Below are 17,599 nucleotides of genomic sequence, written 5' to 3' on the forward strand. Positions count from 1 at the left end.
GCCCACTCACACGGACCCGCTCCGCATGAACGCGAACAAACGCCGCGCGATCTACGAAACGCTTCAGAGCCTCAATCCGCATCCGACCACCGAGCTCGAGTACACGACGCCGTTCGAACTGCTGATCGCGGTGCTGTTGTCGGCGCAGGCGACCGACGTGTCGGTCAACAAGGCGATGCGCAGGATGTTCCCGGTCGCGAACACGCCGCAGAAGGTGTTCGACCTCGGCGAGGAAGGTGTCGCGAGCTATATCAAGACGATCGGTCTGTATCGCACGAAGGCGAAGAACGTGATCGCGACCTGCCGCATTCTGCTCGACCGGTATGGCGGCGAGGTGCCCGAGGATCGCGAGGCACTCGAAGGGCTGCCCGGTGTCGGCCGCAAAACGGCCAACGTGATCCTGAACACCGCATTCGGCCATTCGACCATCGCGGTCGACACGCACATTTTCCGCGTCGCCAACCGCACCGGCCTCGCGCCCGGCAAGGACGTGCGCGCGGTCGAAGCGGCACTCGAAAAATTCACGCCCGCCGAATTCAGGCAGGATGCGCACCACTGGCTGATCCTGCATGGACGCTACGTGTGCAAGGCGCGCCGCCCCGAATGCTGGCATTGTGCGATCGAGCCGCTGTGCGAGTTCCGGCCGAAGACCCCGCCACCCGATCTATAAGGCCGGCCCAGTTCGAGACCCGAGGCCGTGCAGCGCGCCTGCAGCCCACGCGGCCGCCGCGTAAAATAGTGTCTTACGGCGCAGCGCGCACTGCGGACACGCACCGTCGCGCTCCGCGCCTCCACTCCCACGCACCGGTTCCACGATGTTCAATCCCAGCCGCGACGAAGTTCGCCTCTTTTTCACCGACACCTGGCGCAAACAGCGCCAGGGCGAGATTTTGACGCCGCTCGAGGCGATCGCCGCCGACTGGATCGTCGAGCATCCCGAATATCACGCCGATCTCGCCGATGGTCCCGCCGCCCAGGCGCAGGACTATTCGCCGGAGCGCGGCCAGACCAATCCGTTCCTGCACCTGTCGATGCACCTGGCGATCTCCGAGCAGTTGTCGATCGATCAGCCGCCCGGCATTCGAGCCGCGCAGGAGCGGCTCGCCGCGCGCCTCGGCTCGACGCACGAGGCGCAGCACGCGATCATGGACTGCCTCGGCGAAACCATCTGGGAAGCGCAGCGCACCGGCACGCCGCCGGACACGGACGCGTATCTGCAGCGCATCGAACGGCGCGCGACGCGCGACTGAGGCGACTGGAAACTCCGGCGCGGCACGACGCCAGCACGCCGAGGTACGACGCCCTCAAAGCAAAACACCCCGCCGAGGCGGGGTGTTTTGCTTTTGAAGCTTCGGCGCGAAACCGGCGCCCGACGCTTACTTTTTCTGCACGAGGTCGCCTTCCAGCGATTCGACGTAAGCGGCGATGTCCTTCATGTCGCCTAGCGACAGGCTCTGCACCTGTGCCTGCATGATCGCGTTGTTGCGGCCGAGGTGTGGATTGTCAGTACCCATCTGGTACTGACGCAGCGCCCAGAAGACATAGTCGGCGTGCTGACCGGCCAGCTTCGGATACTCCGGGCTCACCGGCTTGTTCAGGTTGGGACCGTGGCAGGCCGCGCAGTTGTGGCTGTCGGAGAGCACCTTACCGTTGCCGGCGTCGGCCGCGTGTGCTGCGGTCGCCGCGGCCAGACCGATTACCGCCGCAGCGCCGACCGCCTTGAATACCGTCTGGAGTGCCTGTTGGGGCTTGATCATGAAATCTCCTATCCCGCGAATTGGATGTGCTGGTGACCGACGCCGATCACTTGTCGGGATTGTTTTTCGAAGCGGCAGTTTGCGCTGCGTAGTACGCGGCGACATCGGCAATGTCCTGATCCGACAGCGTCACCGCGATCGCGTGCATCGTGGCGAAATGGCGGTCGCCCTTCTTGTAGGCGCGCAGCGCGTTTTCGAGGTACGCCTGATTCTGGCCACCGAGCATCGGCACGCGGAAAACCTCTGGATAAGCCGTGCGGTATTCAGGGATGCCGTGGCAGCCGATACACATCGCGACCTTGTCCTGGCCCGCCTTGGCGCTGCCTACGACATCCGCTGCCTGCGCATTGGCCGCATACCCCGCGAGCACCGACAGCGCTGCGATCACGACGTGTTTGCCGACGAATTTATTCATAGATGTAACCTGGCTTGAGGGGAAACGGGTGCCCACAAAGGCAGCGGTCCGCGCCGTTCTTCTTTTCTTGTAGGGTAGCCACGCAGGCCAAAAAAATCGGGCTCATTGTACCGCGACGCCGCGCCGAACGTCCACCAGACACGGGGGCCGCGCAACGCCCGCCGGGACGGGGCCCCACGCCACGACCGCGGCGGCTTCGCAACGACGCCACAGCGGCACCGCCGCCGCGTCACTGCGCGGCTGACACCTTACGTGAGACGGTTTCAGGCCAACAGGCCTTCTGACTTATACTGGGTTTTTTCCCGCACAAGAGCATCTCGTCATGCGTTTCGAAGGCTCATCGCAGTACGTCGCCACCGACGACCTCAAGCTCGCGGTCAACGCCGCGATGACGCTCAAGCGTCCGCTGCTGATCAAGGGCGAACCAGGCACCGGCAAGACCATGCTCGCCGAGGAAGTCGCCGCCGCGCTCGGCATGCCGCTCTTGCAATGGCACATCAAGTCGACCACCAAGGCACAGCAGGGGTTGTACGAATACGACGCGGTGTCGCGTCTGCGCGATTCGCAGCTCGGCGACGAGCGCGTGAAGGACATCCGCAACTACATCGTCAAGGGCGTGCTGTGGCAGGCGTTCGAATCGGACGAGCAGAGCGTGCTGCTGATCGACGAGATCGACAAAGCCGACATCGAATTCCCGAACGACCTGCTGCGCGAACTCGACCGCATGGAGTTCTACGTGTACGAGACGCGCGAGCTGGTGCGCGCCAGACATCGCCCGCTCGTGATCATCACGTCGAACAACGAGAAGGAGTTGCCCGACGCGTTCCTGCGCCGCTGCTTCTTCCACTACATCAGGTTTCCGGATGCGACGACGATGCAGCAGATCGTCGACGTGCACTACCCCGGCATCAAGAAGGATCTGCTCGCCGCGGCGCTGCAGAGCTTCTTCGAGCTGCGCAACGTCGCCGGGCTGAAGAAGAAGCCGTCCACCTCCGAACTGCTCGACTGGCTCAAGCTGCTGCTCGCCGAAGACATTCCGCCCGAAGCACTGCGCTCGGCCGATCAGAAGCAGATCGTGCCGCCCCTGCACGGCGCGCTGCTGAAGAACGAACAGGACGTGAGCCTGTTCGAGCGGCTGCTGTTCATGAACCGCAACAACCGTTGAGCGGGCGCCGCGCCGCAGGACATCCAGCATGCTGATCGACTTTTTCTACTCGCTGCGCGCCGCCCGCCTGCCGGTCTCGGTGAAGGAATACCTGACGCTGCTCGAAGCGCTGAAGGCCAACGTGATCGCGCCGTCGCTCGACGAGTTCTACTACCTCTCGCGCATCACGCTCGTGAAGGACGAGCAGTACTTCGACAAGTTCGACCAGGCGTTCGGCGCCTTTTTCAACGGTGTCGCGGCGACCTCGGAGCTCGCGTTCGAGATTCCGCCCGACTGGCTGAAGAAGAAGCTGCAACGCGATCTGTCGCCCGAGGAAAAGGCGCAGATCGAGGCGATGGGCGGCATCGACAAGCTGATGGAGCGCCTGAAGGAACTGTTCGACGAGCAGAAAGAGCGCCACGAGGGCGGCAACAAGTGGATCGGGACGGGCGGCACGTCGCCGTTCGGTCACGGCGGCTATAATCCCGAAGGCGTGCGCATCGGCGGCGACGCGGCCGGCAATCGCACGGCCGTCAAGGTATGGGAAGCGCGCGCGTATCGCGACTACGACGACCAGGTCGAAATCGGCACGCGCAACATCAAGGTCGCGCTGCGACGGTTGCGCCGGTTCGCCCGCGAAGGCGCCGCGGAAGAACTCGATCTGCCCGACACGATCCGCAGCACCGCCGCGAACGCCGGCTGGCTCGATCTGAAGATGGTGCCCGAGCGGCACAACAACGTGAAGGTGCTGATGCTGCTCGACGTCGGCGGCTCGATGGACGATCACGTGAAGCGCACCGAGGAGCTGTTCTCCGCCGCGAAGGCCGAGTTCAAGCACCTCGAGTTCTACTACTTCCACAACTGCGTGTACGACTTCCTGTGGAAGCACAACCGCCGCCGCCACGCCGAGCGCACACCGACGTGGGACGTGCTGCACAAGTTCACGCCCGACTACAAGCTGATCTTCGTCGGCGACGCGACGATGAGCCCATACGAAGTGTTGCAGCCCGGCGGCTCGGTCGAGTACAACAACGCCGAGGCCGGCGCGGTGTGGTTGCGCCGTCTCGCCGACCACTTCCCGCACTTCGCGTGGCTGAACCCGGAGCCGGAAGCGCTGTGGCCGTACCGGCAGTCGGTCAGCGCGATCCGCGAAGTGCTGGGCCACCGCATGTATCCGCTGACGCTCGCGGGCCTCGAGACGGCCATGCGGGTGCTGAGCAAGTAACGCCCGCCGTTCCAGAATCCACGTCCCGACGCTTCAACTTCCACAACAAGAAAGCCTTCGCATGAGTTCGTCCCCGTCGCCCCAGCTGTCCCCCGCCGCCACGTCGCAAAGGCGCTTCAATCCGCTTGCCGATACGTCGCTGTCGACGATCGTCGCGGGCTTCGTCGCGGCGATGACCGGCTACACGAGCTCGCTCGTGCTGATGTTTCAGGCGGGCCAGGCCGCGCATCTGAGCGACGCGCAGATTTCGTCGTGGATCTGGGCGCTGTCGATCGGCATGGGCCTCTGCACGATCGGCCTGTCGCTGCGCTTTCGCGCGCCGATCGTGATCGCATGGTCGACGCCGGGCGCGGCGCTGCTGGTGTCGTCGCTGCCGCATGTCGAGTATGCGCAGGCGATCGGCGCATTCATCTTCTGCGCGGCGCTGCTGACGCTGGTCGGCGTCACCGGCTGGTTCGACGCGCTGATGAAGCGGATTCCGTCCGGCCTTGCGGCAGCGCTGCTCGCGGGCATCCTGTTCGAGATCGGCATCGAGATTTTCCGTGCCGCGCAGTACCAGACCGCGCTCGTGCTGACGATGTTCTTTACCTACCTGATCGTCAAACGGTTCGTGCCGCGTTATGCGATTCCGACCACGCTCGTGGCAGGCACCGCAGCCGCCGGCGGCCTCGGGCTGCTCGACTTCAGCCACTTTCACGTCGCGCTCGCGCACCCGGTGCTGACGATGCCGTCGTTTTCGGTGGCGGCTTGCGTGAGCATCGGCATTCCGCTGTTCGTGGTCGCGATGGCCTCGCAGAACGTGCCGGGCATCGCGGTGCTGCGCGCCGACGGCTATACGACCCCGTCCGCGCCGCTGATCGCGACGACCGGCGTCGCATCGCTGCTGCTCGCGCCGTTTGGCTCGCACGGCATCAATCTTGCGGCGATCACGGCGGCGATCTGTACCGGCCCCGAAGCGCACGAAAACCCCGCCAGGCGCTACACAGCGGCCGTATGGGGCGGCATTTTCTATCTGCTCGCGGGCGTGTTCGGCGCGACGATCGCCGCGCTGTTCGCGGCGTTCCCGAAGGAGTTGGTCGTCTCCGTCGCGGCGCTCGCGCTGTTCGGCTCGATCATGAGCGGGCTCGCCAATGCGATGCAGGATACGAGGCAGCGCGAGGCGGCGCTCGTCACGTTCATGGTTACCGCGTCGGGACTCACACTGCTGTCGATCGGCTCGGCGTTCTGGGGGCTCGTCGCCGGCGTGGTGACGCAAGTCGTGCTGAACGCGCGCCGCGTGTGAACGGATCGCCACGCCCGGCTGTCCATACGCGGTGTTCATACCGTCCTCGGCGATCCGCCATAGAATAGATGTATCCGGCAGCGTTTCCCAAGCCATCGTGGACGCGCTGCGGCTTGACCCGCGGCCGCCGGCGCCGGCTGATTCCCCCTGCCGGCGCGGCGGCGTCCTCACTTCTCCTGAACCATGGCGCACACGCGCCCTGAAGGCCCGAACATGACAACCGCACTCGACCAACTCAAGCAATACACCACCGTGGTGGCCGACACCGGCGACTTCCAGCAGCTCGCGCAGTACAAGCCGCGTGATGCGACCACCAATCCGTCGCTGATTCTGAAGGCCGTGCAGAAAGACGACTACCGGCCGCTGCTCGAAAAGACCGTGAAGGCGCATGCGTCGAAGCGGGCCGGCGCGATCATCGACCAGTTGCTGATCGCCTTCGGCACCGAAATCCTGAAGATCATCCCGGGGCGGGTGTCGACCGAAGTCGACGCGCGCCTGTCGTTCGACGTCGAAGGCTCGATCGCGAAAGGCCGCGAGCTGATCGCGCTGTACAAGGAACACGGCATCGAGCGCGACCGCGTGCTGATCAAGCTCGCGTCGACGTGGGAAGGCGTGCGCGCGGCCGAGGTGCTGCAGAAGGAAGGCATCCACTGCAACATGACGCTGCTGTTTTCGCTCGTGCAGGCCGCCGCCTCCGCGGAAGCTGGCGCGCAGCTGATCTCGCCGTTCGTCGGCCGCATCTACGACTGGTACAAGAAGAACGCCGGCAGCGCGTGGGACGAAGCGAAAGACGGCGGCGCCAACGATCCGGGCGTCAAGTCGGTGCGCCGCATCTACGCGTACTACAAGAAGTTCGGCTACAAGACCGAGGTGATGGGCGCGAGCTTTCGCACGACCTCGCAGATTCTGGAACTGGCCGGCTGCGATCTGCTGACGATCAGCCCCGACCTGCTGCAGAAACTGCATGAGAGCACCGACAAGGTCGAGCTCAAGCTGTCGCCGGAGACATCGCACGACGCGGACATCGAGCGCGTGCCGGTCGACGAGAAGTCGTTCCGCTTCCTCCTCAACGACGAAGCGATGGCGACCGAGAAGCTCTCCGAAGGCATCCGCACGTTCGCCGCGGACGCGGTGAAGCTGGAAAAGCTGATCGACACGCTGCGCTGAGGCGCCGCAGGCGGTGGGCGTGGCTGGCTGAGTGACGCTCACGCTCGCTGCGCGGCTCCGCGCGAATGCCATCCATGACAGGCGGCGCTGGACCTCACGGTTCAGCGCCGCTCCTCGTTTACGCTGCGTCGCCACCGGCGACATCACGTCACAATCGACGCGCCGCCACCGACTACAATCGACTCCACGCCCCTCCCCGCCGCCGCTGGCGAGGAACGACGGCGCCCGCCCAACGCCTGACCATGGAGACGATCATGCACGTTCAGCCCTATGTGTTCTTCAACGGCCGTTGCCAGGAAGCGCTCGATTACTACACCGACAAGCTCGGCGCCCAGGTGACCTTCAAGATGCTGTTCAAGGAAGCGCCGCCGGACGCGCACAATCCGCCACGCCCCGAACTCGCCGACAAGATCATGCACGCGAGCGTGCAGCTGGGCTCGAGCACGTGGATGGCTTCCGACGGCAACTGCGATCCGGCGGCCGGCCCGTTCAATGGCTTCAGTCTGTCGCTGACCGTCGATGACGACGCGTCGGCGGAAAAATGCTTCAACGCGCTCGCGGATGGCGGCCAGGTCGTGATGCCGTTCCAGCAAACGTTCTGGAGCAAGGGCTTCGGAATGGTGGTGGACCGCTTCGGCATGATGTGGATGGTCACGCTGCCGCCGCAGGTTTGAGGCTTAGGGGCAGACCAGCGCTAGCACCTACCTACCACGCGTCGCCCGCTCGCGCCGCTCGATGTTCCAGTTCGGCTCGGTCTCCAGCAATAGCGCGCGCAACCGGTCTACCTGCTCCGCGAGCCGCTGACCGAGCCAGTACGGCCCTTGCCAGTTGGGCGGCAACGCGGTGGCCACGTCGCCGTGCCCCTTCGCGAGCGGCGCCGCGGCCGGAATGCCAACGCGCGACGCACGGCCAAAACGCAGCCCGCGCGCGGTGGACAACAGGATCGCCCGCACGGCGCGCACCTCGGCGCCGCAATGCGCTGCATAGGCGGTGCGCGCGGCGGCATCGGCGTTCATCAGCGGCCCCGTGGCAAGCAGTTCCAGCGAGCTGAGCACCGAGCGATGCAGCCGCTGGATCTCCTCGAGCCTCGACTGCGGCACGTCGATTTCCTTCGCGACCGACGGCATCAGCGAGCGCAGTTGCACGAGCCGCTTGTTGATCCGCAGGAAGCGCTTGATCTGCTCCTCCTCGGTGATCGTTTCGCCGTCGAGCAGCCGCGCGTAGATGCCCGCGCATTCGCGCAGATTGGCGGCGAGGCCGTAGCGCCACGAATACGTCGCGTGCAGCGGAAACGCGAACGAAAACGCCAGCGCGATGACGATACCGATCAGCACGTTCAGCGTGCGCCACAGGCCGACGTCGATCAGATTGTCGCCGTGGCCCGCGACGATGCACATCGTGATGGCGGTCAGGAGCCCGATATAGCCGGACGAGCCAATCGCGAACCACGCGCAGATCGACGCGATGATCGCCTCCAGCCCATAGGTGAGCGGCAGCGAACCGATGAAGTGCTGTTGCACGATCAGCAGGAGCCCGATCGATGCCCCGAGCAGCGTGCCGGCCGCGCGTTCGGCCGCTTTCTTGCGGATATTGCCGTGATGCTGCAAGCCGCCGATCACGACCAGCAGCGTCACCGACGACCAGATGCCGTGCGGAATATCGATGCCGGTCGTCGCGAGAATCGACACCAGCATCGCGAGGCCGACGCGCAGGCTATGCAGCACCTTGGCGTGCCGGTAGCGGTAGTACGGCGACGTGACCGCGCGCACCATCCGGCTGAGCGCCGCGCGGCGGGGAATCAAAGTGGGAGTATCGGCAGCAGCCATGGCGGCGCGCGGCGAACGCGTGAAAGGACGGTTCCGCTATCCTGCCCTGGAGTGCCCCGCAAACACAAACGCCCGCCAACTTCCGTCGGCGGGCGTTGCGTGTTTCAGAACGTGATTTGCAGCTGGAATCAGCCTTCGACGATGTCCAGGTAGTCCTCCGGACGCGTACGGTCCTCGGCGCGCTGCATGCCCACCACGCGCACGATCAGGCTCACGACGACCGACACCACGAGGTTCACGACCAGCGACCACACCGCCGCATAGCCCGGAATCCCCATGCCGAACAGATGGATCGTGAAGATCGAGCTCGCGAGGTTCAACGAAATCGCCATCCACGTGCCGGTCGCGATACCTGCCGCCCAGCCGAGCAACAGACCCCGGTAGTCGAGCACGCGCGTGTAGAGACCCAGCACGATCGCCGGCAGCGTCTGGATGATCCAGATCCCGCCGAGCAGTTGCAACTGGATCGCGTACGTGAGCGGCAGAGCGAGAATGAACGCCACCGCGCCGACCTTGACGATCAGCGACACCAGCTTCGCGACGTTGGTCTCCTGGTCGTGCGTCATGTTGCGGTTGACGAACTCCTTGTGCACGTTGCGCGTGTACAGGTTCGCCGCCGCGATCGACATGATCGCCGCCGGCACCAGCGCGCCGATACCGATCGCCGCGAACGCGACGCCGACGAACCACGACGGGAAGAAGTGCAGGAACAGCGCCGGCACTGCGAAGTTCGGGCCGAAGGCCTTGAAGTACGGCGCGAACTCCGGCATGTCCTTCACGCCGGCCGCGAGCGCCATGAAGCCGAGCAGCGCGAGCAGGCCGAGCACCAGCGAATACGCCGGCAGCAACGCCATGTTGCGGCGGATCGTGTTGCCCGACTTCGACGACAGCACCGCGGTGATCGAGTGCGGATACAGGAACAGCGCGAGCGCCGAACCCACCGCGAGCGTCGCGTACGCGCTATAGCCGTTCAGGCTCGACACGTCCGGCGACTTCAGCAGCAGCTTGGCCGGCGGGACCGCGCCGAAGATATGGCCGAAGCCGCCCAGCTGCGGCGGAATCACGATGATCGCGGCGAAGATCGTCACGTAGATCAGGATGTCCTTGACGACCGCGATCATGGCCGGCGCGCGCAGGCCCGACGTGTACGTGTAGGCCGCGAGGATCGCGAATGCGATGATCAGCGGCAGATCGCCGACGAAGCCGGTCGTGTCGAAACCGAGCGCGCCGATCACCACTTCGATACCGACCAGTTGCAGCGCGATGTACGGCATCGTCGCGACGATGCCGGTGACCGCGACGGCGAGCGCGAGCATGCGGCTGCCGTAGCGGGCCGACACGAAGTCCGCCGAAGTCACGTAGCCGTGCCGCTTCGCGACGCTCCACAGCTTCGGGAACACGACGAACGCGAACGGATAGATCAGGATCGTGTACGGCAGCGCGAAGAAGCCCGTTGCGCCCGCACCGAACACGAGCGCCGGCACCGCGATGAACGTGTAGGCGGTGTACAGGTCGCCGCCGAGCAGGAACCACGTGACGATCGTGCCGAAGCGCCGGCCGCCGAGACCCCACTCTTCGATATGCGCGAGATCGCCGCGCCGCCAGTGGGCCGCGACGAAGCCGAGAATCGTGACGCCGATGAAAAACAGAACGAAGACGAAAGTTGCAATGGGGTTCATCGTTGCGCGCCCCCGTTCGTGCGACCCGTATAGCGGGACCTGGTCTTCGAATAGACGAACGCGGTGATGACCGCGCTGATCAGCACCCACAGCAGCTGATACCAGTAGAAGAACGGGAAATCGAACAGCTGCGGCTCGATCCGGTTGTAGGACGGCACCCAGATCATCGCGATCCACGGTAGCAGCAATAGCCAGAGCCAGTGCTTGCTGGCTTTCTTCACGTCGGCGTCGTGAGCCATGACGTCTCCTGTTTCCTATTTAGAATTTATCTGCCCGCGGTCAGCCACGGGCTCCCCGAAAGCTTCGAAAGAGTATAGGAGTGGCGAACACCCGGTCAAGCAGGGACGACCCGAGGCGCGTCGGCGTCCAACAACGCGACGGAAGCGCCAACGATGCAGGCTGGATGACGTTGCAGCGTAGACGTGAAAAAAATACCGGAAGCAAAGCGGCCATGCCGACCGATACGCCGGTACGGCCGCTTCATTCTCCGTGCACTGATCAGAACTCAGCGCTCAGCGCTTCGCTTCAGCGAAGCGGGATGGCGTCGCTCAGATCGCAAACGATGCGCCCGTCTGCCCCGTCGATTCGCGCAGGCCCTTGATCCATTTGCGCGCCGGCAAGCCGAGCTCGGCTTCGATCAGCTTCGCGCGCGCCTCTAGCGCGGTGAACGGCACGTCGAGCGCGGGGCCCGAGAAGGCGATCGCGATACGGTTGCCGTCGTGCACTTCGGGCAGCGCGACGACGCGACCGTCGAAGGCTTCGTTCAGACGCTTCATGTTGCGCACGAAGCTCGGATGATCGCCGAACAGATTCACCGTGACGATGCCCGCGTCGGTCAGACACGCGCGTGCCGCACGGTAAAAGCCGACGCTGTCGAGTACCGGGCCGCGCGCGGTCGCGTCGTAGACGTCGATCTGCAGCGCGCCGATGGTGCCGTGGTTCGCGCTCTCGTTGACGAAGTCCCACGCGTCGCTTTCATGCACGCTCAGACGCGCGTCGTCGGGCGGCAGTTCGAACATCGTGCGCGCGGCCACGACGACCGCCGGATTCAGTTCGACGGCCTCGACCTTCGCGCTCTTCAGGAAGCGGTGCGCGAACTTGGTCAGCGACGCGGCGCCGAGCCCGAGCTGCACGATGCGCTTCGGCGTTTCGAGGAATAGCAGCCAGGCCATCATCTGCTGCGCGTATTCGAGTTCGATGTGATCGGGCTTGCGTAGACGCATCGCGCCTTGCACCCATTCCGTGCCGAAATGCAGGTAGCGCACGCCGCCCTCTTCGGAGAACGTCACCGGTGCGAAGCGCGGCTTGCGCGGCGCTTCGATTTGCGGCGCGTCGTGTGCGTCGTGCTCGACGGTGCCGCTCGCGTTGCGCGTGGATTTGGGCGCCTTTTTGTGGGCCATTTTCTGTTTACCGCCGATGGCTTGGGCGTCGCGGTTACGGAAAGCGCGCGCCTCGGCCGAAGCGCGCTTGATCAGATTCGTCATGTAGGGATGTCGCGCGACAGGCGCAATATTTTTGGTCGAACGAGAGCATAGCATTCGCCGCGACTCGCTCATTCAAATCGACCGCTCACAAACGGCTTTCAACGAACTCACAACACGCCAACGACGAAGCCGGATTTAGTTCGGCATCCTCGAAGAACCAAAAATTTTTGCGACGGCTGGGTCGCGACCAACCTGCGCCATTACGCCACGCGCAAACGATTCACGTGGCGCTTTATCGCCGTTTTCCGTCACCAGCCGCAGCTTGCAGCGCATTTCCTCCCGGTGCGGCCCTCTCCCGCCGGTTAAAGAGTCCCCTGCCCAATGTCGTAAACGGGCATACGAGGAATGGCTGTCGACCCGTGCGATGCATCGCATCGCGTCGCACGGCCGCCATTACAAATCAGCGCTGCAGGGGAATTACTTTGAATCGTCAACAGTCCTGGACGCGCACAGCAGCGCCCGGCGAGATCATCTATTCCGAGGGCTACTCGGGTGAGGCCGTGGTCTTTCTGATCACGGAGGGCAAGGTCGAACTTTCCACTCGCTGCGACGACAAGAAGGTCGTCGTCGCGATGCTGGGCCGTGGCGAATTCTTCGGCGAGGCCGCGTTGCTCGCTGCCGAGCCACGCAGCAACACGGCGAAGGCGCTGACCTTCTGTCAACTGACCGTCGTGCCGGCCGGCATGCTCGACGACGAGATCGAGCGCGTGTCGCCGTTGCTGCGTCATATCACGCGCACGCTGATTCGTCGCGTAAAGCGCAAGGACGATCTGCTTGCGACCTACACCCACGCCGACTTTCTGCCGGGCGTACTCTCGTACGCGCACGTGCTGACGCTGATGTCGAACGCCGAACGGCGCGATGGAAACGACAGCTGGGGACGCCGGCCGCTGCAATCGCACGCCGAGGAGATCTCGGTGCCGCTCGTCGAAGTGATCAAGAAGTGTCGCGCGATTGCCGGCCATTCGCGTCCGCACGTGATGGCGATGCTCAAGCGGATGGAGAAGCTCAACCTCGTTACGATCGAGGCCGCGCAGCCCGGACAGCTGACTAACGCGTCGACCGAATACTCGGCGTATGACGGCGCGGCCGCGCGCCAGGTCGTCACGTTCGACGCCGCGCGCATCGTCGATCGCGCGCAGCAGGTCGCGGACGGCGACCTCGATATCGCGGTGAACAGCGAACTCGAGCTGATCGAGCTGACCGATCTGGAAGCGTTGATCGGTGTCGACAAGACGCTGATTCTGAACAAGCTGTCGCACGGCGAAATCGCCGACGAAGTGTTCGCGTTCCGCAAATCGAAGGTACTGACCTATGTCGAGCAGCAAGGCGTCGCCTATTTCTCGCGACGCAATACGCACCAGAGCGGCGCGCTGAATTCGCTCGACGATCTCGCCTTCGTCGACCAGCGCACGCTGTTCGAAGCCGTCAGCGGCTTCGATACGTACGATCTCGCGAAGCTGCTCGCCAGCGTCGACGGGCAGCCAGTGGCCGAGCGCCTGCTGGCGGTGATGACCGAAGTGCGTCGCAACGAAGTGTCGTGGGTGATGCGGCGCGATATCAAGATCGATGCGATCGAAGTCGGCGACATCGAGCAACGGCTGCTCGACGCGGTGAAGACACTGAAGGCACCGGCGGCGCCGCGCGCGGCGCTGCAGGACGCCGCGCGCTAAGCGGTTTGACGGCGCGCCGTCGCTCATGCGCGCAGCGTGAGCGCGGCGCCGAGCGAGGAAAAGCATGGATCTGTTGACGTTGTTTGGTGTGCTGTTCGGTGGAGCGGCAATCGTTTTTGGCTTCGCGCTCGAAGGCGGGCATTTTCTGACGCTGTTCCAGTACGAGGCGTTCGTCATCGTGCTCGGCGGCACGTTCGGCGCGGTGATGATTCAGAACACGTGGGCGCGCTTCTTCGATGCGCTGAAGCTGCTCGGTCTCGCGTTCACGCGCGCGCGACGAGTCGACCAGAACAGCCTCTCCGACCTCCTTGAATGGGGTGACCAGGCGAAGCTCAACGGTCTGCTCGCGTTCGAATCGATGGACCTCAGCGGCATTCATCCGTTCGCCAGACGCGGGCTCGAACTGCTCGCGAACGGCGTGTCGACCGCCGTGCTCGAAGATGCGCTGCAGCGCGAACTCGATGCGTACGCGCGCAACCACATGGCGGCGGCGCGCGTGTGGCAGCAGGCGGGCGGCTACGCGCCGACGTTCGGCATCCTCGGCTCGGTGCTCGGGCTGATCCAGGTCACCAATCACATTCTCGACCCGGCGCAACTCGGCTCGGGGATCGCGACGGCGTTCGTCGCGACGCTGTATGGTCTCGCGCTCGCGAATCTGGTGTTTCTGCCGCTGTACGGCAAGCTGCAGGCGCAGGTCGACAGCGAGGTGCGGTTTCGCCGCCTCTATCTCGACGGGCTGCTCGCGATTTCACGCAAGGAGTCGCCGCATATGATCGCAACGCGCCTGACGGGCGAGGTGCGCGGGCGCGCGGCGGAGTCGCTGGCCTGAGCCTGCCATCGAGCGCGTTCTCATTGGAAACGGAACAATCACCTATGCAAACGACGGCTGGTGGCAAGCGCGCGCCAGGCGGCGCGGACGATCGCGCCGAACAGGGCGGCGAAGGCACCGAGGGCGGCCGCTGGCTGATCTCGTACGCGGACCTCATCACGACGATGATGGTGCTGTTCCTCGCGCTATATGTGTTGCAGTTGGCGAGATCGAAGCAACTCGAACTCAGGTATCAGACGCTCGAAACGAAAACATCGCAGCAGAGCGCGCCCGCGCCAGCAGGCGGCACGCAACAGGAGGCGCGCAAGCAGTTGAGCGCATGGCTCGATGCGCTGCGCGAGAAAGGGCTGATCACGGTGACCGACGTGCCGCACGGCGTCGAAATCGGCGTCAACGCGAAGATCCTGTTCAACGCCGGCGATGCGCGGCTGCTGCCCGATTCGTTCGATGTACTCAATCAGATCGCGCAGGGATTGCAAAAGGATGCGACGGGGAATGTGCTCGTCGAGGGGCATACCGACAGTGTGCCGATTTCGACCGCGAAGTATGCGTCCAACTGGGAGCTGTCGTCGGCTCGCGCGGGCGCAGTGGTCAGGTATCTGGTCGAGCGCGGGATCGAGCCGCATCGGCTGGCCGCGATCGGACGGGCGGACAATTTTCCGCTGGTCGCCGGCAATGACGCGGCGGCAAGAGCGGCCAACCGGCGGGTCGCGATCGTCGTGCAGTATTGAACGCGTTCGCCGGTAGCATTGGCCGCCCTTCCCTGCTACGAGCCGCCCGCCGGCGGCTCGTCTTCACATCACCTCACTTCACGCATCACGTCATTCGACGCGTACCGCCCCAAGCGCCTCGTTCAGCGTACGGCTCGGCCGCATCACCTCTTCGAGCTTGTTGAAGTCCGGCTTGTAATAGCCGCCGATGTCCGCCGGCGCGCCCTGCACCGACGCAAGCTCCGCCACGATCACCTGCTCGTTGGCGGTCAGCTGCGTCGCGAGCGGCGCGAACTGCGCGGCGAGCGCGGCGTCGTCCGTTTGCGCGGCCAGCTCCTGCGCCCAGTACATCGCCAGATAGAACTGGCTGCCGCGATTGTCGAGCTCGCCCGTCTTCGGGCTCGGACTGCGGTTGTTGTCGAGCAACTTGCCGGTTGCGGTGTCGAGCGTCTTCGCGAGGATCTTCGCCCGGTTGTTGCCGGTCTTGATGCCCAGTTCTTCGAGCGACGCCGCGAGCGCGAGGAACTCGCCGAGCGAGTCCCAACGCAGATGGTTCTCTTCGACTAGCTGCTTCACATGCTTCGGCGCCGAACCACCCGCGCCGGTCTCGTACATGCCCCCGCCCGCCATCAACGGCACGATCGACAGCATCTTCGCGCTCGTGCCCAGCTCCATGATCGGGAACAGGTCGGTCAGATAATCGCGCAGGATGTTGCCGGTGACCGAGATCGTATCGAGGCCGCGCACGACGCGCTCGAGCGTGTAACGCATCGCGCGCACCTGCGACATGATCTGGATGTCGAGGCCGGTGGTGTCGTAATCCTTCAGGTAGGCCTCGACCTTCCTGATCAGCTCCGCTTCGTGCGGGCGATACGGGTCGAGCCAGAACACCGCGGGCATGCCGGAATTGCGCACGCGCGTGACCGCGAGCTTGACCCAATCGCGGATCGCCGCGTCCTTCACCTCGCACATGCGCCAGATGTCGCCCTGCTCGACGTTCTGCGTGAGCAGCACCTCGCCGCTAGCCAGATCGACGATGCGCGCCTCGCCGTCTTCCGGCACTTCGAAGGTCTTGTCGTGCGAGCCGTATTCTTCCGCCTTCTGCGCCATCAGGCCGACGTTCGGCACGGTGCCCATCGTGACCGGATCGAACGCGCCGTTGGTCTTGCAGAAGTTGATAATCTCCTGGTAGATGCGCGCGAACGTGCTCTCCGGGATCACCGCCTTGGTGTCTTTCGGACGGCCGTCGGCGCCCCACATCTTGCCGCCGAGGCGAATCATCGCCGGCATCGACGCATCGACGATCACGTCGTTCGGCGCGTGCAGGTTCGAGATGCCCTTCGCCGAATCGACCATCGCCAGTTCCGGACGATGCTCGTGGCATGCGTGCAGGTCGCGGATCACCTCCTCGCGCTGCGATTCCGGCAGCGTCTCGAGCTTCTCGTACAGATTGACGAGGCCGTTGTTGACGTTCACGCCAAGTTCCTCGAACAGCTTGCCGTGCTTCGCGAACGCGTCCTTGTAGAACACTTTCACCGCGTGGCCGAAGACGATCGGATGCGAGATCTTCATCATCGTCGCCTTCACGTGCAGCGACAGCATCATGCCGGTCTTGCGCGCATCTTCCATCTGGTCTTCATAGAACTCTAGCAGCGCCTTCCTGCTCATGAACATGCTGTCGATGATCTCGCCGTCCTGCAGCGCGACCTTCGGCTTCAGCACGATCGTCTTGCCGTTCTTCGTGACGAGTTCCATCTTTACGTCGCGCGCGCGATCGAGCGTCATCGACTTTTCGCCGTGATAGAAGTCGCCGTGCCGCATGTGCGCGACGTGCGTGCGCGACGCCATGCTCCATTCGACCATGCTGTGCGGATGCTTGCGGGCGTAGTTCTTCACCGCGGCCGGCGCGCGACGGTCCGAGTTGCCCTCGCGCAGCACCGGATTCACCGCGCTGCCGAGACACTTCGAGTAGCGCTGACGGATCGCCTTCTGTTCGTCGGTCTTCGGATCTTCCGGATAGTCGGGCACCTTGTAGCCCTTCGCCTGCAGTTCCCTGATCGCGCTCGTCAGTTGCGGCACCGATGCGCTGATGTTGGGCAGCTTGATGATGTTGGTGTCGGGTAACGAGGTCAGGCGACCGAGTTCCGCGAGGTTGTCGGGCACCCGCTGCGCTTCGGTCAGAAACTCGGGGAACTCACCGAGGATGCGGCCCGCGACCGAGATGTCGCTGGTCTCGACCTCGATGCCGGCCGGCCTGGTGAAGGTCCGGATGATCGGCAGGAACGCGGCCGTCGCAAGCAGCGGCGCCTCGTCGGTGAGGGTGTAGATGATGGTCGGTTGCTGGATCGTCATTGCTAGGCTCTGGGCGGGCGGTTGAGAGGCATCTCGCACGTGATACGGGCAGGATG

At 64.5% G+C, this 17,599-nt stretch carries 17 protein-coding genes; 10 read left to right on the top strand and 7 right to left on the bottom strand.

The features are described 5' to 3' along the window. The first annotated feature begins 25 nt into the window (after positions 1-25). Together nth and OKW28_RS35475 are read left to right on the top strand one after the other, a co-directional pair. Positions 26-670, top strand: coding sequence for an endonuclease III (nth, locus tag OKW28_RS35470; RefSeq protein WP_429452360.1), 645 nt, complete (start codon positions 26-28; stop codon positions 668-670). A gap of 145 nt (positions 671-815) precedes the next feature. Next, complete coding sequence (locus OKW28_RS35475) at positions 816-1,250, top strand: DUF1841 family protein (protein ID WP_429452362.1); 435 nt, start codon at positions 816-818, stop codon at positions 1,248-1,250. 126 nt (positions 1,251-1,376) lie between these two features. Here the strand turns inward: OKW28_RS35475 and OKW28_RS35480 are convergent, their stop codons facing one another. Together OKW28_RS35480 and OKW28_RS35485 are read right to left on the bottom strand one after the other, a co-directional pair. Then, entirely contained in the window at positions 1,377-1,757 is a 381-nt protein-coding gene (locus OKW28_RS35480) for a c-type cytochrome (protein WP_429452364.1), read from the bottom strand. A gap of 46 nt (positions 1,758-1,803) precedes the next feature. After that, positions 1,804-2,172, bottom strand: a complete 369-nt coding sequence (locus tag OKW28_RS35485) for a c-type cytochrome (protein WP_429452366.1) — start codon at positions 2,170-2,172, stop codon at positions 1,804-1,806. Between the two features lie 322 nt (positions 2,173-2,494). On the opposite strand from OKW28_RS35485, the gene OKW28_RS35490 reads away from it, so the two are divergent. From OKW28_RS35490 to OKW28_RS35510, 5 genes are all read left to right on the top strand, one after another. Beyond that, a complete protein-coding gene (locus OKW28_RS35490; RefSeq protein ID WP_090803635.1) occupies positions 2,495-3,337 on the top strand; it encodes an AAA family ATPase in 843 nt (280 codons plus the stop codon). Between the two features lie 28 nt (positions 3,338-3,365). After that, positions 3,366-4,541 (top strand): vWA domain-containing protein, encoded by a 1,176-nt coding sequence (locus OKW28_RS35495; protein ID WP_018419886.1) that lies wholly within the window; start codon positions 3,366-3,368, stop codon positions 4,539-4,541. Between the two features lie 61 nt (positions 4,542-4,602). Beyond that, positions 4,603-5,823: a benzoate/H(+) symporter BenE family transporter gene (locus OKW28_RS35500; protein ID WP_429452368.1), complete on the top strand. Its 1,221-nt coding sequence runs from the start codon at positions 4,603-4,605 to the stop codon at positions 5,821-5,823. Positions 5,824-6,036: 213 nt separating this feature from the next. Next, positions 6,037-6,990, top strand: coding sequence for a transaldolase (gene tal, locus OKW28_RS35505; RefSeq protein ID WP_429452370.1), 954 nt, complete (start codon positions 6,037-6,039; stop codon positions 6,988-6,990). Between the two features lie 254 nt (positions 6,991-7,244). Beyond that, positions 7,245-7,664 (top strand): VOC family protein, encoded by a 420-nt coding sequence (locus OKW28_RS35510; protein WP_429452372.1) that lies wholly within the window; start codon positions 7,245-7,247, stop codon positions 7,662-7,664. Between the two features lie 27 nt (positions 7,665-7,691). Here the strand turns inward: OKW28_RS35510 and OKW28_RS35515 are convergent, their stop codons facing one another. The 4 genes from OKW28_RS35515 to OKW28_RS35530 all read right to left on the bottom strand — a co-directional run bounded on the left by OKW28_RS35515 (position 7,692) and on the right by OKW28_RS35530 (position 11,979). Then, a complete protein-coding gene (locus tag OKW28_RS35515; protein WP_429452377.1) occupies positions 7,692-8,816 on the bottom strand; it encodes an FUSC family protein in 1,125 nt (374 codons plus the stop codon). 128 nt (positions 8,817-8,944) lie between these two features. Continuing rightward, positions 8,945-10,495, bottom strand: a complete 1,551-nt coding sequence (mctP, locus tag OKW28_RS35520; protein WP_429452379.1) for a monocarboxylate uptake permease MctP — start codon at positions 10,493-10,495, stop codon at positions 8,945-8,947. Further along, entirely contained in the window at positions 10,492-10,734 is a 243-nt protein-coding gene (locus OKW28_RS35525; RefSeq protein ID WP_184059463.1) for a DUF3311 domain-containing protein, read from the bottom strand. Before OKW28_RS35525 ends, mctP begins: the two co-directional genes overlap by 4 nt. Positions 10,735-11,043: 309 nt before the next feature. Further along, positions 11,044-11,979: a spermidine synthase gene (locus OKW28_RS35530; RefSeq protein WP_187618161.1), complete on the bottom strand. Its 936-nt coding sequence runs from the start codon at positions 11,977-11,979 to the stop codon at positions 11,044-11,046. Between the two features lie 422 nt (positions 11,980-12,401). Between OKW28_RS35530 and OKW28_RS35535 the strand changes: the two genes are divergently transcribed. The 3 genes from OKW28_RS35535 to OKW28_RS35545 all read left to right on the top strand — a co-directional run bounded on the left by OKW28_RS35535 (position 12,402) and on the right by OKW28_RS35545 (position 15,212). After that, positions 12,402-13,652, top strand: coding sequence for a Crp/Fnr family transcriptional regulator (locus OKW28_RS35535; protein ID WP_429452381.1), 1,251 nt, complete (start codon positions 12,402-12,404; stop codon positions 13,650-13,652). A 64-nt stretch (positions 13,653-13,716) separates the two neighbouring features. Continuing rightward, positions 13,717-14,481: a flagellar motor protein gene (locus OKW28_RS35540; RefSeq protein ID WP_429452383.1), complete on the top strand. Its 765-nt coding sequence runs from the start codon at positions 13,717-13,719 to the stop codon at positions 14,479-14,481. Between the two features lie 44 nt (positions 14,482-14,525). Continuing rightward, positions 14,526-15,212, top strand: coding sequence for an OmpA family protein (locus tag OKW28_RS35545; RefSeq protein WP_429452385.1), 687 nt, complete (start codon positions 14,526-14,528; stop codon positions 15,210-15,212). Between the two features lie 90 nt (positions 15,213-15,302). On the opposite strand, the gene OKW28_RS35550 is transcribed toward OKW28_RS35545, so the two are convergent. Continuing rightward, the gene (locus tag OKW28_RS35550; protein ID WP_429452387.1) at positions 15,303-17,543 is read right to left on the bottom strand and encodes an NADP-dependent isocitrate dehydrogenase; all 2,241 of its coding nucleotides are present in this window, start codon (positions 17,541-17,543) and stop codon (positions 15,303-15,305) included. Positions 17,544-17,599 lie beyond the last annotated feature (56 nt).

The organism is Paraburkholderia sp. 40 (assembly GCF_050434105.1).
Classification (GTDB): domain Bacteria; phylum Pseudomonadota; class Gammaproteobacteria; order Burkholderiales; family Burkholderiaceae; genus Paraburkholderia; species Paraburkholderia tuberum.

Bases quoted from the DNA above. Each gene is read 5' to 3' on its own strand.
- OKW28_RS35550 (WP_429452387.1), bottom strand. From the start codon at position 17,543: ATGACGATCCAGCAACCGACCATCATCTACACCCTCACCGACGAGGCG.
- OKW28_RS35485 (WP_429452366.1), bottom strand. From the start codon at position 2,172: ATGAATAAATTCGTCGGCAAACACGTCGTGATCGCAGCGCTGTCGGTG.
- OKW28_RS35530 (WP_187618161.1), bottom strand. From the start codon at position 11,979: ATGACGAATCTGATCAAGCGCGCTTCGGCCGAGGCGCGCGCTTTCCGT.
- OKW28_RS35525 (WP_184059463.1), bottom strand. From the start codon at position 10,734: ATGGCTCACGACGCCGACGTGAAGAAAGCCAGCAAGCACTGGCTCTGG.
- OKW28_RS35495 (WP_018419886.1), top strand. From the start codon at position 3,366: ATGCTGATCGACTTTTTCTACTCGCTGCGCGCCGCCCGCCTGCCGGTC.
- OKW28_RS35490 (WP_090803635.1), top strand. From the start codon at position 2,495: ATGCGTTTCGAAGGCTCATCGCAGTACGTCGCCACCGACGACCTCAAG.
- nth (WP_429452360.1), top strand. From the start codon at position 26: ATGAACGCGAACAAACGCCGCGCGATCTACGAAACGCTTCAGAGCCTC.
- OKW28_RS35475 (WP_429452362.1), top strand. From the start codon at position 816: ATGTTCAATCCCAGCCGCGACGAAGTTCGCCTCTTTTTCACCGACACC.
- OKW28_RS35515 (WP_429452377.1), bottom strand. From the start codon at position 8,816: ATGGCTGCTGCCGATACTCCCACTTTGATTCCCCGCCGCGCGGCGCTC.
- OKW28_RS35500 (WP_429452368.1), top strand. From the start codon at position 4,603: ATGAGTTCGTCCCCGTCGCCCCAGCTGTCCCCCGCCGCCACGTCGCAA.
- OKW28_RS35480 (WP_429452364.1), bottom strand. From the start codon at position 1,757: ATGATCAAGCCCCAACAGGCACTCCAGACGGTATTCAAGGCGGTCGGC.
- OKW28_RS35540 (WP_429452383.1), top strand. From the start codon at position 13,717: ATGGATCTGTTGACGTTGTTTGGTGTGCTGTTCGGTGGAGCGGCAATC.
- tal (WP_429452370.1), top strand. From the start codon at position 6,037: ATGACAACCGCACTCGACCAACTCAAGCAATACACCACCGTGGTGGCC.
- OKW28_RS35545 (WP_429452385.1), top strand. From the start codon at position 14,526: ATGCAAACGACGGCTGGTGGCAAGCGCGCGCCAGGCGGCGCGGACGAT.
- OKW28_RS35510 (WP_429452372.1), top strand. From the start codon at position 7,245: ATGCACGTTCAGCCCTATGTGTTCTTCAACGGCCGTTGCCAGGAAGCG.
- mctP (WP_429452379.1), bottom strand. From the start codon at position 10,495: ATGAACCCCATTGCAACTTTCGTCTTCGTTCTGTTTTTCATCGGCGTC.